The sequence below is a fragment of the Nocardia sp. NPDC055321 genome, assembly GCF_053645575.1.
Map to the genome: position 1 here is coordinate 74,638 of NZ_JBSHMS010000005.1, position 13,826 is coordinate 88,463.

The following is a 13,826-nucleotide window of genomic DNA, read 5'->3' on the forward strand; positions in this document are numbered from 1 at the left end:
ATGTCAGGCCGGCGGCCTGCTCGTCAGGCAGTACGGCTGACCGGCCGGATCCGCCATGACGATCCAGCTGCGTCCGGTCTCGATCCGTTTCGCGCCGAGGCCGGCGTGCCAGGCCGCACTGGCTTCGATGTCGGTGCAGGCCAGGTCGATATGGGCCGAGGTGGGGCGATCCGTGCCGAGCTTCTGCAGCAGCAGGCCCAGCGGCAGCGCGGGGTCGGGTTTCAAGCGCGAGTATTCCGGCAGGGTGCTCGAATGCTGTGTCCAGCCGGTCAATTCGGTCCAGAACCGCGCCTCCTCGGCATGATCGGACGGGCCGATGTCGAGGCAGATCTGGTCCAGGCGGGTCTGCTCGCCGCCGGGCGCGGTGAACGCGGGGGACCGCTCGCCGACGCCGTCCTCGGCGGTGGTGAAGCAGAAGGTCATACCGTGCGGGGAGCGCAGCACGGTGTAGCTGGGCTGCTCCAGGACCGGCGTCGCGCCCAGGCGGACGGCGCGCTCGGCCGCGGCCCGGACATCGTCGACGTCGAGATCCAGGTGCACGCGCGGTGCGCCCTCCAGCACCTGCATCTTCACCGCGGGTGTGCCGGAATCCGGTAGCAGCGTGACGAATTGGCCCTCCGCGCCGCGCCGGGGTGACAGGCGGGTTCCGGTGACCGTGGTCCAGAACTCGGCGCATCCGTCGAAATGCGCTGCGGGACGGTCGAGGAAGGCCCAGGTCCAGCGAATTGTCATGCCGTCTCCCAGTGTTCGCGAAAGGTCTTGCGGTAGGCCAGCGGTGGCACGCCGAGTTCGGCGCGCATGTGATGGCGCAGCGCGGCGGCGGCGCCCATGCCCGCGCGGCGCGCCACGTCGTCGATGGTCAGGTCGGTGGTCTCCAGCAGATGGCGGGCGTGCCGCAGGCGCTGCTGCAACACCCATGCCCCGGGCGCCATTCCGGTCTCGGCCTTGAAGCGGCGGGTGAAGGTGCGCACGCTCATGTGCGCGTGCGCGGCCAGCGCGGCCAGATCCAGCTCGTGGTCGAGGTGATGCAGCGCCCACAGGCGGGTCGGGGCGGTGCCGTCGACGCCGGGCTCGGGCACGTGCCGTTCGATGAACTGGGACTGACCGCCCTCGCGCCACGGCGGCACCACGCAGTAGCGGGCCGCGTGGTTGGCCGCGGCGCTGCCGTGATCGGTGCGGATCAGATGCAGGCACAGGTCGATGCCCGCCGCCAAACCCGCTGCGGTCCAGACATTCTCGTCCTGCACGAACAACAGGTTCTCATCCAGGTGGACGCGCGGGTAGAGCGAGCGGAACATCTCCGCGAACTTCCAGTGCGTGGTCGCGCGCCTGCCGTCCAGCAGGCCCGCCGCGCCGAGCACGAACGCGCCGGTGCAGATGGACACGATGCGGGTTCCGGGCGCGATCGTAGCCAGGGCGGCGGCGAGGTCGGGGTCGAGCAGGCCCCGGGTCCGGGGTCCGGCGACGCGGGTGCCGGGCACGATGACGGTGCCCGCGCGGGCCAGCAGCTCCGGGCCGCACTCGGGGACGATGGCGTAGCCGTTCGTGGAGGCCACCGGCCCGGTGCCGAGTCCGCACACGCGCACGTCGTAGAGCGGATTGCCCGCCTCGTCCCGCGCGGCGCCGAGCACCAGCGGCGGGATGGTCATGTCGAAGCCGACGATCGGTTCCAGCGCCAGCACGGCCACCAGGTGTGGTTCGGGCATCGCGGCATCCCTTCGAATCCTCGGCCGGCGACGCATCTTTGGCCGGATATCGATGCATTGTGTCATTCAGGCCACTCGTGCGCGAGGCGCGCGTCGGTCAGGCTCGACCGGTGAGCGAACTCCGAGACGACCCGGCCCTCGAATCAGCACCCGGGGCACCGACACTCGACGGCGCGCCAGGCGTCGCGGCGCGGGAGTCCGCGGCGTCGGATGGCGCCGGCGACGCGTCGCGGGACCGGGCCGACGCCGCTCCGGGGACGGATCGGGTCGCGGTCGCCGGGGACGGCCGGCCCGCCCGGCTGCATCCGGCGTGGATCGTGGCGGCCGTCGGCTTCGTCGCGCTGGTGGGCGCGGCAGCCTTCCGGTCGGTGCCCGGGGTGCTCATGGCGCCGCTGCACGACGAGTTCGGCTGGTCGCACGGCACCATCGGGGCGGCCGTCTCGGTGAACGTGCTGCTGTACGGGCTGATTTCGCCGTTCGCGGCGGCGCTCATGGACCGGTTCGGCATCCGCCGGGTGGTGGCCTGCGCGCTGGTGCTGGTGGCGGCGGGCGCGGGGCTGACCGTGTTCATGACCCAGCCGTGGCAGCTCATGGTGACCTGGGGACTGCTGGTCGGGGTCGGCGTCGGGTCGATGTCCATGCCGTTCGTGGCGACGATCACCGGGCGGTGGTTCGTCGCACAGCGGGGGCTCGTCACCGGCGTGCTCACCGCGGCGGGGGCGGCCGGGCAGCTGGTGTTCCTGCCACTTGTCGCGGCGCTGGCCAACGACCACGGTTGGCGCGCACCGTCACTGGTGGTGGCGGGCCTGGCGCTGGGGGTCGTGCCGCTGGTGTGGCTCTTCATTCGCGACTATCCCAGCGATATCGGCGTCACCGCGTACGGGGCCGAGCCCGGCAGCACGGTCGGGGTGCGCAATCCCGCGCCCGGCGGGGCGCTGCGCGCGCTCACCGTCCTCGGGACCATCGTGCGCAAGCCCGTGTTCTGGTTGCTCGCAGGCGGATTCGCCATCTGCGGCATGTCCACCAACGGGCTCATCGGCACCCATTTCGTGAGCGCGGCCCACGATCACGGCATGCCCGCCACCACGGCGGCCGGGCTGCTGGCGCTCATCGGGGTGTTCGACGTGGCGGGCACCATCGCCTCGGGCTGGTTCACCGATCGCGTCGACTCGCGCTACCTGCTGGTCGTGTACTACTCGCTGCGCGGGCTGTCGCTGCTGATTCTGCCCGCGCTCTTCGCACCGGACGTCGAGCCGAGCATGTGGGCGTTCGTCATCTTCTACGGGCTGGACTGGATCGCGACCGTGCCGCCGACGGTGGCGCTGTGCCGGGCGCACTTCGGGGACGACGGGCCGGTGGCCTTCGGCTGGATCTTCGCCTCGCACCAGGTGGGGGCGGCGATCGCGGCCTTCGGTGCGGGCCTGATCCGCGATCTGCAGGGCAGCTACACCCTGGCCTGGTACATCGCCGGCGGATTGTGCGCGCTGGCGGCGCTCATGTCGCTGAGCATCCGGCGGTTGCCCGCGGCGGTGAATTGACGGGCGTCACAACGAACGGGCGTCAGGATTCGATGGTGCGATGTGAGCGGGCTTCGAGCGCCGCCTGCTCCTCGCGCCGCCCGTCCCAGCGGCTGGGCTCCTCCTTGGTGCGCGGCGGCCGGTCGTTGGCGATCAGCACCGCGATCCACGGCAGCGGAATCGACACGCCGATGATGAGCAGCGAGATCACCCAGTTCTCCCACAGGGTGTAGGCGATCGCGGCGCCGACCAGGCAGGGGATCCGGAAAGCCATGATCATGACGTAGCGCCGGACGCGGTTGCGATGCTGCTGATCCAGCGAGGTCGCGGCCTCGGTGATCAGGGCCGGGTGCTCCTTCTCACCGACGAAGAAGCCCTGTGACTTGCGCTCGGGCATCGGCATCGAGCCGGGTGGAAGGATTTCCGCCTCGGGGCGATCGCCGCCGCCGCTGACCTCGGCCTGAGAATCGCCGTCACGCTGCATTACCCGAGTCTTGCACTCCGGCTCGCCGAATGCACATGGCGGTGGTAACGGTGATGCGCCGGCCGCGGGCTGGCATCATGGACGGGGTGAGCACAGACACCCTGGTCCGCCCGGATACGACCACCGACGAGACGACCGACAACGACGCGCCCAAGGTCTTCCACTACGTGAAGAAGAACAAGATCGCTGAGAGTGCGGTCATGGGCACCCACGTCGTCGCCCTCTGCGGCGAGGTCTTCCCGGTCACGCGTTCGGCCAAGCCCGGTTCCCCGGTCTGCCCGGACTGCAAGAAGGTCTACGAAATGATGAAGAAGGACTAGCTGATCGAGCGGTGAACTGCTGAACCGGGCTGTGTGCGCCCAGAGGTTCAGCAGTTCCTTGGCGTCGGTTTCAGCGGGGGTCGGGTGGTGGCGGGGGCCACGGCGCGGGACGCGCCGTCGATCGTGATGAAATCCATGGCCACGCCGAGCGGCCGGGGCCCGCAAACGCACGAGGCGCCCGAATCGCTTCGGGCGCCTCGTGGCGAACTCGGTCTGCCGAACTCAGTAGGTGTAGAAACCCCGGCCGGTCTTGCGGCCGAGGTAACCCGCGTCCACCATGCGGCGCAGCAGCACCGGCGGCGCGTACTGGGGCTCGCCGAACTCGGCGTAGAGGGACTCGGCTACGGCCAGGGTCACGTCCAGGCCGACGGTGTCGCACAGGCGCAGCGGGCCCATCGGGTGGGCGCAGCCGCTGACCATGCCCTCGTCGATGTCCTCGGCCGAGGCGAAGCCGGTCTCGAACATGCGAATCGCGCTGCACAGGTACGGAATCAGCAGGGCGTTGACGATGAAGCCCGCCTGATCCTTGGACTCGATGGTGCGCTTGCCCAGCACGTCGCGCGCGTAGGCGGTCACCTTGTCCACGACCGCGCGATCGGTCTTGAGGGTCACCACGATCTCCACCAGCGGCAGCACCGGCACCGGGTTGAAGAAGTGCACGCCCACCACGCGGGCCGGGTTCGCGGTGGCGTTGGCCAGCCGGATCACCGGGATCGAGGAGGTGTTGGTGGCCAGGATGGTCTCGGGGGAGACGATGCCGTCGAGCTTGGTGAAGAAGTCGGCCTTGAGCGACTCGATCTCCGGCGCGGCCTCGATGACCAGCTCGCGGTCCGCGAAGTCGTCGATGGCGGTGGTGAGGGTGATGCGCGCCCGGGCGGCATCGGCGTCGGCCTGCTCGAGGCGGCCGGACTTCACCGCCCGCGCCAGGGACTTCTCGATGCGGCCCACGGCCGCGTCGGCCGCCTCGGTGTCGCGTTCGAGAACCAGGACCGAGCTGCCGTTGCGGGCAGCCACCTCGGCGATACCGGCACCCATGGTGCCGCCGCCGATCACGCCGATGCGTTCCACTATTTCTCCTTGCGCTCGAAAATTTCGCACGACCATCTTCGTCGACGCGTCCGCCCCCACTTCCCATCGGGCACCGATTGTGAGGTCCGCCACGGCACGCACGCGCGGTACGGGTGGCCGCCGCGGGACGGGATACCCACCGCGCCAGTGATATTCGCGGCTGGCGAGATGGCGGCGCGGTCCGACATCATGGTCCGGACCTGGCGAACGATGGGGAGCGATGGCAGCGGTATCGGATACGAACGACGGGCTCGGCGACGCCCGGGTCGAGGCGCAGGGCGAGGTCGCGGTGGCGGTGCTCGCGCTCGACGGCGGGGACCTCGCGCACGCGGCGGACCATGTCGCCGCGGCACTGCACCTGGACCCCGGGCTGCCGGAGGCGCACGAGGTACTGGCGAGGCTGGGGGCGGCGGCCGGGGGACCCGAGGCCGCGCTGGCGCTGTACCCGCCGGACCGGCCCTACATCGGCGCGATGGCCGCGCGGACCCACCTGCTGGCGGCGGCCGGGCAGTTGGACGCCGCGGTGTCCCTGCTCGCCCAGGTCGTCGCCTACGACCCGAGCCTGCCGTGGTCGCGGGTGCCGTGGCTCGAACGGCCCGGACTGGCGGGCGAATTGGGCGCGGACACTATTCTGAACGCGCTGCTCGCGCTCAATCGGGAGCTGCCCGAACCGGTGCCCGAGCCCGATCGCACGGCGATGGCGCCGCTGTACCGGGTGCTGTGCGCCGCGGTCGAACTGCACGCGCACGACGCCGGCCTGCTGGCGATCGGTTCCGGGCTGGCGCGGCGCATGACCGCGTTCGGGCGCGCGGAGTCCTTCGCGGAGCGGGCGTATCGCCTGGACCCGGGGCGGATGTCGAGCATCATGCTCGGGAACGTGTACCGCGCGATGGACCGCGCGCCCGAGGCGATCGCGGTGTGGACCGAACAGCTGCGCCGCGATCCCTCCGACGACTACCTGCACGTCGACCTCGCCGAACTGCACGCCGACACCGGTCACCCCGAGCTCGGGCTGCCGTGGCTGCTGCGGGTGGTCGAGACCACGCCCGATCACGAGAAGGCCGCGCCGGCGCTGCTCGGGCTGCGCTATCGAATCGACCGGGACACAACGCATCTGGTCGCGCTGGCCGACCATCTGCGCGAGTACCCCGAGCACCGCTACGCCGCCGACCTCCTCGTGCGATTCTGCGCAGACCTGCCCTGGCTCGGCGGCGTCCACGCGTCGACCGAATCGATCATGAACGCGCTGCGCCAGGTGCTCGATCAGGTGGCGGACCCGGAATCGATCGAGATCGAGTGCGCGGTGTCGGCGATCGAACCGCCGAGCGCGCTGATGACCGTGCGCCGGGTGATCCCGCGCGCCGAGATCACCGTCACGGACGTCGGATTCCCGGACCCCCGGACCGGCACCGCCGACTGGGACCGGTCCGGTATCGAGGTCTGGCGCTACCGGGACGATGCCCGGATCGCCGAGCCGGTGTTCCCGCGCCCGATGCCCGAGTCGGCCGAGAAGATCAGGCGCACAGCGCAGTTGAGCTGGCCGCATCCGATCGCCGCCTACGACCACGCCGTCGCGCTGTCCGGCATCTCCCTGCCCGGTCTCCTCGGCGCCCTGGCGCGTCCGCCCGCGCCACGCGACGACGAGGCCGGGCATCCCTACCTGGTCCGCAATCCCGATCTGTGGATCCGCGCCGTGCAGGTGTTCGCGTGCCTGGGTGTGGCCCATCATGGCGTGGAGCAGCCGTGGCTCGAATCGATTCGGCGCACAGCGCTTTTCGATCTGCTCCACGGTCCGGAGGACTGGGTCTGCGAGGCCGCCGCGATGGCCCTGGTCACGGTCGCCTGGACCGACCCGGACACCCGGGAGGACATCGGCTTCGCGATCTGCTTCCGCTTCGTCGATCTGTGTCACGCCGCGAGCTCCCGCGCGGTGTCGATCCTGGACTCGTTCTGCCATCTCGTCCTGGCCTGCCCCTGGGTCGACGAGACCTACCGGTCCCTGGCCTGGGACATGCTCGCCCGCAACGCGGAGCGGTGATCGGCGGGCGCGTGCGGTGACCGGACGCCGCCGGCCGGATCAGGACTGGTCGCGCAGGCGCTGGTTGTCGTCGGCCAGGCGCCGGTTGTCGGCGGTGAGGTCGGCGTTCGAATCCTCGAGATCGAGAATCCGGGCGATGGCGGCCAGGTTCACGCCCTGGTCGGTCAGATCGGTGATGCGGCGCAGGCGGGCCAGGTCGTCGCCGCTGAATCGGCGGGTGCCGCCCGCGCTGCGCGCGGGGGTGAGCAGGCCGTGCTGCTCGTACAGGCGCAGGGTCTGCACACTGATGCCGGCCAGCTCGGCGGCCACCGAGATGCCGTAGACGCCGCGCGCGGCATCGGGCAGATGGGGGTCGGGTAGGGGCGCCCCGGGATCGGGCACGGGCAGTCCTCCTCGGCGTGCGCGAGAAACTCTCTGGGTAGGTATTGCGACTTTATCGCATGAATGCTAAAAGAAATCTGTACCTGTTGCCATAGATATTCTATGCAAGGCGAACCATAAACGACGTCATCCGAACAGGAGGGTCATCCGATGACGCGCGAGCATCGCCCGCACCTGCCCACCTCGCATCGTGGGCGCGCACCCGAGCCACGGACGGACCTCGCCGGGGCGCAGGCATCGCCCCCGCGCACCGGGCCGATGACGGGCAGCTTCCGGTTCTGGTTCGCCTCCCAGCGCTGGGAATGGTCACCCGAGCTGTACCGCATGCACGGGTACGCGCCCGGTCAGATCGAGCCGACCACCGAACTGCTACTGGCACACAAACATCCGGACGATCGCGACCTGGTGGCGGCGTCGATCGGGCGTTCCGTCGAACAGGGCCTGCCGTTCTCCAGCAGGCATCGGTTCCTGGACACCGCCGGGCAGGAACACACGGTCATGGTGGTCGCGGACCGCATCCTCGGCGACGACGGAATCTCGGTGGGCACCAGCGGTTTCTACATCGACCTCAGCGAGACCCTCGCTTTCGCCGAACAGGTCGCGGTCGACGAGCGCCTGCCCGAACTGGTGCAGGCGCGCGCGGTGATCGAACAGGCCAAGGGCGTGCTGATGCGCATGTACCGCATCAGCGCGGAGCAGGCGTTCAGCGTGCTCGCGTGGCGGTCTCAGGAAGCCAACGTGAAACTGCGGTTGCTGGCCGAGCAGTTGATCCTCGAACTCCCGGCGGTGCCGGCCGAGTCCCCGGTGACCGTGGCCGCCTTCGACCACCTGCTGCTCACCCTGCACGAACGGATCCCGCCGAGCACCTGAGCCGGATCAGGACAGGGCGTAGTCCCCGGTGACGCTGTCCACGCTGTCCACCAGCGCCAGGTCCGCCAGTTCCAGGGCCGCGGGCGCGGTCAGCCAGACCACCACCGGCCCCGGGTAGGCGCCGTACACGAGCATGCCGCCGAGTTCGCGCAGGCGCTCACCGAAGGCCTCGCCCTCGGCCGGGCACTGCGGGGCGAACCGGACGCGGTACACACCTTCGTCGACCATGACGACTCCTTCGGTAATCGATCGCGGAGCGGAACCTGCCCCCTCTGGTGTGCCCGATTCGCCGCTTTGTACACACGCCCGGTCAGGCGCCGGAAAGCCGGTGAACACCGGGTTCGAGCCCGGTCGATTCAGTGTGACCTGCCCGGGTATTACTCGCCGAAGTAGCAGGAACCCGCCAGGAGGACAACGTGGGCGTGATCGACAACACCGTTTCCGGGGTATTCGCCGCGGTGGCGAAGGTGCGACGGGGGCGAGTGTTCCATCCGAGCGGCGTGCCTTTCGCGGGCATGCTGCACGTGGTGGATCCGCAGTTCGAGAAGCTGCTGGGAACCGCGGAACGCCCGGCGGCGGTACGGATTTCGAAGGGCACCGGGCTGCCGGGCGGTATCCCCGACGTGCTCGGGCTGGCGTTGCGCGTGCTGGACCGGGACGAGCGCCCGTGGGATCTGGCCCTGGCCACCACCGGCACCGGAACGGCCACCCGCCTGCTTCCGCTGCCCGTGCGCGGCTGGGAATCCGCCCGCTACGGCAGCCTCATGCCCTACCGGTTCGAGGACGGGCCCGCGCTGTGGCTCGGAGCGCGTCCGGCGGCCCCGCAGCCCGGCACCGCCGACCTCACCGACCTGTCCGCCGGTGTGAGCGACGGCGGCACCGGATTCGAACTGACCGCCACCCCGCGCACCGGTCCGGCTCGAACCCTGGCCCACCTGATGGTGAGCGAGCTGGAGGTCGGCGCCGCGCCCACCTACTTCGACCCGATCCGGAACCGCCCCGCCGACGTCGACATGCTGCCCAAGGCGCTCGCGGTCGTCCGCGAATGGGCCTACAACGGAAGCCGTTCGGGCCGCGGCCGACCCGCCGACGCGGACTACGCCGACGCGCTGTTCGCTCGCGACTGATCGCGCACGGACCGCCGGATTCGCCGGTTCATCGGGACACGTGTGGATTGATCCCGGGCTCGCGGGGTACGCGAACAATGTCCGAAAAACGAGCCCACCGCTCCGCGACGACGGCGCGGCTTCCGGACCGCGCACCGTCACCGGCGACGGTCGCCTCGATGGCGAGGCGAGCGGGTGGTACGGAGGCGGATCGGGTGTCAGGCGCGGTGACCCGGGCGCAGGTCCGCCACCGCGGCGAATCGCAACGGCAGCTCGGACTCCGTCGTCGGCACCTCGGCCGCCGTGGGCGCGAGCAGGAAGCCGACATGGTCGCCCAGGTCCGTCGTTCCCACGATCTCGGCGGTGAACCAGCCCGACACCGCCGTGAGGATCGGCAGCGTATGCGGGCCCGCCCGCCAATCGCTGTGCTCGAACTTGTCCATCTCGGTGCCGGTTTCGGCGCCGAAGAGCTGCGCGAGCGCCAGACCCTCGGCGGGGAGCAGATGCACCGCGATGTGGTCGGCGCGGGCCGCGACACGGTAGGTGTGATTGCGTTTGGAGAGACAGGCCAGGAAACGGCGCGGTTCGATGCTGACCTGGGTGCCGAAACCCATCAGGCAGCCCGCGCGCTCGCCGTCCGCGACCGTGGTGACGATCCACATCGAATCGTCGGCCCGCGCGATGAGCGAGTCGAAGGTGTTGTTCGTCGTCTGTGCGGTAGGTGGCACGCGGATTCTCCCCAGCTCGCGTGAACGTGGCGGCCGAACCGGCGCGTTCAGCCTACTTAGCGCGTATCGCGCGCGGACGCCCGGCGCGCTGCCGCGAGCCGAAGTGACTCGAATCTCTGTGTCCCAGAATCTGTTTCGGCTCCGAACTCGCGGGTAGGCCCGGAATGTCACTGTTAATCGATCGGGAGGAACATCCCATGTCCGAACATGACAAGAGTGGCCCGCGCGAAGGCTTCGAAGGCGTCGTCGAGGGTGCGAAGGGCAAGGCCAAGGAGGCCGCCGGCACCGTTTTCGGCAACGAGGGACTGCGGGAAGAAGGCCGTAGCCAGCAGGACAAGGCGCAGTCGCAGCGCGACGCGGCGAAGAAGGAAGCCGAGGCCGAGAAGGAACGGGCCCGGGCCGAACTCGACGAGCAGCGCCAGCGCGCTCATCAGCAGCGCTAGGTTCGCGCGAGACTTCCAGATCTGCGCAGGGTGGTGGGGCACATGCTCCGCCGCCCTTTTTCGTGCGGTTATCGACTGCCGGACGGGAACAATCTGCCGTCGCCGTCGCGTCCGGTCCCGGCGTGATCGTGCGGACTGGGCGGTCCGGGCCGCGCGTCCTTGCTGATCCGCACCGGCGGGCGAGCGGGGCCGATCTCCGGATCGGCGGTGGTCGCTTCGGCCTCGCGTCTTCGGTTGCGCGCCTCCCACCACCGCCGGATCTGGGCCATGCGGGTGTCGCGAGCCGGCCAGAACTCCTGCACGCTGGCGTTGAACTCCGCGCCCAGGATGACCGCGAAACCGAGGAAGAACGTGAACAGCAGGAACGCGATGGGCGTGGCGAGCGCGCCGTAGCTGATCCCGGTTCTGGTGATCCAGGACAGGTATCTGCGCAGCCCCTCGCTGGCCGTCATGAAGAACACACCCGCCACCAGCGCACCGCCGAACAGGCGATGGAACGGCAGCGTGCGGTGCAGGGCGAGTTTGTACAGCGTGGCCAGACCCGCGATGAGCAGCAGGCCCACACCCGGGTAGTAGAACGAGTCGATGAGCCGCAGGCCGGGTTCGCGCCAGCCCGAGGGCAGCACGCGCCCGATGAGCGAGGGTCCCAGCGCCACCAGCGGCAGAATCAGCACCGACGCCACCAGGAACAGCACGTACAGCCACAGCGCGAAGATGCGCTGCCAGACCGGGTGCCGGGCGTTGGCCTGCCCGTGCGCGGCGGTGATGGCGTCCACGAAGGTCGCCATGGCCGAGGAGCCGGCCCACAGCGACAGCACGAAACCGACCGAGACCACTCCGCTGTGCCCGCGTTTGAGCACGTCGGTGACGGTGGGTGCGATGAGATCGTCGACCACGCTCGGGCTGAACAGCTCGCGGCTGAAGGTGATGATCTTCGATTCCACGATGCCGACCGTGTTGGGCCCGAACCAGTGCCCGACGTAGCCGAGACTGCCCAGCAGGCCCAGCAGCAGCGGGGCCAGCGACAACGTCTGCCAGAACGCCGCCGCCGCCGACTTCGCGAAGATCGAGTCGTTCCACGCCTTCACCGCGACATGGGCGATGAGCTGACGAATGCGTCCCCAGCGCGTGGCGGCGCGCACGCTCGTCCCGTCCGGCGCGGGGGCGTCGGCGTGTTGCTGGGGATTCTCGTGCTCGTTCATCGTTGCTACAGCATCTCCCACCAGGGTTTCGAATGTGCGCGGACCCATGATGTGTCGTGCGGCACTACTCGGTGCTGTGTCGGATTGGTGGAGTGTCGGTTCCGATCGCTACTCTCTACCGAGTGACTTCGGGTGGTGGCGGTTCGTTACGTGCATGGCAGCGCAGGGCTCTCACCAAATATTTGACGAGCAAGCCCCGCGATTTCCTCGCCGTCGCCACGCCCGGCGCCGGCAAGACGACCTTCGCGCTGCGCGTGGCCTCGGAGCTGCTCACCGACCGCACGGTCGATCAGGTGACGGTGATCGCGCCGACCGAGCACCTCAAACACCAGTGGGCGGCCTCGGCGGCACGCATCGGCCTGCAGCTGGACTCGAACTTCTCCAACACCACCGGGTCCACCTCGGCGGACTACCACGGTGTCGTGGTCACCTACGCCCAGGTCGCCTCGCACCCCTTCAAGCACCGGGTGCGCACCGAGAACCGGCGCACGCTGGTGATCATGGACGAGGTGCACCACGCCGGTGACGCCAAGAGCTGGGGTGACGCGGTCGAGGAGGCGTTCGGCGACGCCACCCGGCGGCTCTCGCTCACCGGCACCCCGTTCCGCAGCGACGACTCCAAGATCCCGTTCATCACCTACGAGGCCGACGAGTCTGGTTTCGAGAAGTCGCGCGCGGACCACACCTACGGCTATTCCGAGGCGCTGGCCGACGGCGTCGTGCGGCCCGTGGTCTTCCTCGCCTACTCCGGTGAGGCGCACTGGCGCGACAGCGCCGGCGACGAGTACTCCGCGCGTCTGGGCGAGCCGTTGAGCCCCGAGCACACCGCGCGCGCGTGGCGCACCGCCCTGGACCCGGCCGGGGACTGGATGTCCAAGGTGCTGCAGGCCGCCGACACCCGGCTGCGCCAGCTGCGCGCCACCGGCATGCCGGACGCGGGTGGCCTGGTCATCGCCACCGACCAGGACAAGGCGCGCGATTACGCCGAACTGCTCGAACATATTTCGGGCACCAAGCCGACCGTGGTGCTCTCGGACGATCCCGGCTCCTCGGATCGGATCGGCGAATTCAGTAACAGCACCGACCCGTGGATGGTTGCGGTGCGCATGGTGTCCGAGGGCGTGGACGTGCCGCGCCTGGCGGTCGGCGTGTACGCCACCAGCGCGTCGACGCCGCTGTATTTCGCGCAGGCCATCGGCCGGTTCGTGCGTGCGCGCAGAACGGGGGAGACCGCGAGCGTCTTCCTGCCCTCGGTGCCGGTGCTGCTCGACCTCGCCGCGCAGCTCGAGGTGCAGCGCGACCACGTGATCGGCAAGCCGCATCGCGAGGCCAACTCGCTCGAGGACGAGCTCCTCATCGACGCCAACAAGCAGAAGGACGAACCCGGCGAGGAGGAGAAGAAGTTCGTCGCGCTGGCCGCGGACGCCGAGCTCGATCAGGTCATCTACGACGGCGATTCGTTCGGCACCGCGACCTTCTCCGGCAGTGACGAGGAAGCCGACTACCTCGGGATTCCGGGGCTGCTCGACGCCGACCAGATGCGCACCCTTCTGCAGGACCGGCAGAGCCGTCAGCTCCAGGAGCGCAGTGCGGCAGCCGATTCCGGGCGGCCGGGCGGTGCGGGCGGGGTGGCTGCGGCCGAGCGGGCCGCCACGGCCGACAAACTGGGCGAGCTGCGGCGCGAGCTGAACAGCCTGGTGGCGATGCATCATCACCGGACCGGCAAGCCGCACGGGGTGATTCACGGCGACCTGCGCCGCGAGTGCGGCGGGCCGCCGACCGCGCTGGCGACCGCCGACCAGTTGGTCGAGCGCATCGCGGCGCTGAGACGTTCGTAGCCGCGACCCGGTTCGCGGCAGGCGCATACCGGTCCGCTCGCCGCGGACCCGCTGCGCACTCGGCCGCCGGGATCCTCGTGTCCTGACCCGGCCGGACGCCTGGTACAGAGCCCGGTTTCGCGCTG

Annotated in this window: 15 protein-coding genes; 7 read left to right on the top strand and 8 right to left on the bottom strand. The window is 70.0% G+C overall.

Annotated features, from left to right (window positions below; all coding sequences use genetic code 11):
• Positions 1 to 3: 3 nt before the first annotated feature.
• Entirely contained in the window at positions 4 to 732 is a 729-nt protein-coding gene (locus tag ACWIGI_RS09450) for a VOC family protein (RefSeq protein WP_454201897.1), read from the bottom strand.
• Positions 729 to 1,706, bottom strand: a complete 978-nt coding sequence (locus ACWIGI_RS09455; protein WP_454201898.1) for a GlxA family transcriptional regulator — start codon at positions 1,704 to 1,706, stop codon at positions 729 to 731. The genes ACWIGI_RS09450 and ACWIGI_RS09455 overlap by 4 nt, the downstream gene beginning before the upstream one ends.
• A gap of 299 nt (positions 1,707 to 2,005) precedes the next feature.
• Here ACWIGI_RS09455 and ACWIGI_RS09460 point away from each other — a divergent pair, with 299 nt between their 5' ends.
• Complete coding sequence (locus tag ACWIGI_RS09460; RefSeq protein ID WP_454202259.1) at positions 2,006 to 3,244, top strand: MFS transporter; 1,239 nt, start codon at positions 2,006 to 2,008, stop codon at positions 3,242 to 3,244.
• A 22-nt stretch (positions 3,245 to 3,266) separates the two neighbouring features.
• On the opposite strand, the gene ACWIGI_RS09465 is transcribed toward ACWIGI_RS09460, so the two are convergent.
• The gene (locus ACWIGI_RS09465; protein ID WP_454202260.1) at positions 3,267 to 3,626 is read right to left on the bottom strand and encodes a DUF3099 domain-containing protein; all 360 of its coding nucleotides are present in this window, start codon (positions 3,624 to 3,626) and stop codon (positions 3,267 to 3,269) included.
• Positions 3,627 to 3,793: 167 nt separating this feature from the next.
• Between ACWIGI_RS09465 and ACWIGI_RS09470 the strand changes: the two genes are divergently transcribed.
• Positions 3,794 to 4,027: a DUF3039 domain-containing protein gene (locus tag ACWIGI_RS09470; RefSeq protein ID WP_454201899.1), complete on the top strand. Its 234-nt coding sequence runs from the start codon at positions 3,794 to 3,796 to the stop codon at positions 4,025 to 4,027.
• Positions 4,028 to 4,249: 222 nt separating this feature from the next.
• Here ACWIGI_RS09470 and ACWIGI_RS09475 read toward each other — a convergent pair whose 3' ends face one another.
• A complete protein-coding gene (locus ACWIGI_RS09475; RefSeq protein ID WP_454201900.1) occupies positions 4,250 to 5,095 on the bottom strand; it encodes a 3-hydroxybutyryl-CoA dehydrogenase in 846 nt (281 codons plus the stop codon).
• Between the two features lie 220 nt (positions 5,096 to 5,315).
• Between ACWIGI_RS09475 and ACWIGI_RS09480 the strand changes: the two genes are divergently transcribed.
• Positions 5,316 to 7,133: a hypothetical protein gene (locus ACWIGI_RS09480; protein WP_454201901.1), complete on the top strand. Its 1,818-nt coding sequence runs from the start codon at positions 5,316 to 5,318 to the stop codon at positions 7,131 to 7,133.
• Positions 7,134 to 7,172: 39 nt separating this feature from the next.
• On the opposite strand, the gene ACWIGI_RS09485 is transcribed toward ACWIGI_RS09480, so the two are convergent.
• On the bottom strand, positions 7,173 to 7,514 hold the full coding sequence (locus ACWIGI_RS09485; RefSeq protein ID WP_454201902.1) for a MerR family transcriptional regulator: 342 nt from the start codon (positions 7,512 to 7,514) through the stop codon (positions 7,173 to 7,175).
• A gap of 150 nt (positions 7,515 to 7,664) precedes the next feature.
• On the opposite strand from ACWIGI_RS09485, the gene ACWIGI_RS09490 reads away from it, so the two are divergent.
• Positions 7,665 to 8,384 carry a PAS and ANTAR domain-containing protein gene (locus ACWIGI_RS09490; RefSeq protein ID WP_454201903.1) on the top strand — a complete coding sequence of 240 codons (720 nt, stop codon included), beginning with the start codon at positions 7,665 to 7,667 and terminating at the stop codon, positions 8,382 to 8,384.
• 6 nt (positions 8,385 to 8,390) lie between these two features.
• Here ACWIGI_RS09490 and ACWIGI_RS09495 read toward each other — a convergent pair whose 3' ends face one another.
• Positions 8,391 to 8,612, bottom strand: a complete 222-nt coding sequence (locus tag ACWIGI_RS09495) for a hypothetical protein (protein ID WP_454201904.1) — start codon at positions 8,610 to 8,612, stop codon at positions 8,391 to 8,393.
• 188 nt (positions 8,613 to 8,800) lie between these two features.
• Between ACWIGI_RS09495 and ACWIGI_RS09500 the strand changes: the two genes are divergently transcribed.
• Positions 8,801 to 9,511: a phosphodiesterase gene (locus ACWIGI_RS09500; RefSeq protein ID WP_454201905.1), complete on the top strand. Its 711-nt coding sequence runs from the start codon at positions 8,801 to 8,803 to the stop codon at positions 9,509 to 9,511.
• A 197-nt stretch (positions 9,512 to 9,708) separates the two neighbouring features.
• Here the strand turns inward: ACWIGI_RS09500 and ACWIGI_RS09505 are convergent, their stop codons facing one another.
• Positions 9,709 to 10,218: a flavin reductase family protein gene (locus ACWIGI_RS09505; RefSeq protein ID WP_454201906.1), complete on the bottom strand. Its 510-nt coding sequence runs from the start codon at positions 10,216 to 10,218 to the stop codon at positions 9,709 to 9,711.
• A gap of 197 nt (positions 10,219 to 10,415) precedes the next feature.
• Between ACWIGI_RS09505 and mbp1 the strand changes: the two genes are divergently transcribed.
• Complete coding sequence (mbp1, locus tag ACWIGI_RS09510) at positions 10,416 to 10,661, top strand: microaggregate-binding protein 1 (RefSeq protein WP_454201907.1); 246 nt, start codon at positions 10,416 to 10,418, stop codon at positions 10,659 to 10,661.
• Positions 10,662 to 10,729: 68 nt separating this feature from the next.
• Here mbp1 and ACWIGI_RS09515 read toward each other — a convergent pair whose 3' ends face one another.
• Positions 10,730 to 11,863 carry a YihY/virulence factor BrkB family protein gene (locus ACWIGI_RS09515; protein WP_454201908.1) on the bottom strand — a complete coding sequence of 378 codons (1,134 nt, stop codon included), beginning with the start codon at positions 11,861 to 11,863 and terminating at the stop codon, positions 10,730 to 10,732.
• A gap of 104 nt (positions 11,864 to 11,967) precedes the next feature.
• On the opposite strand from ACWIGI_RS09515, the gene ACWIGI_RS09520 reads away from it, so the two are divergent.
• Positions 11,968 to 13,701, top strand: a complete 1,734-nt coding sequence (locus ACWIGI_RS09520) for a DEAD/DEAH box helicase (RefSeq protein WP_454202261.1) — start codon at positions 11,968 to 11,970, stop codon at positions 13,699 to 13,701.
• Positions 13,702 to 13,826 lie beyond the last annotated feature (125 nt).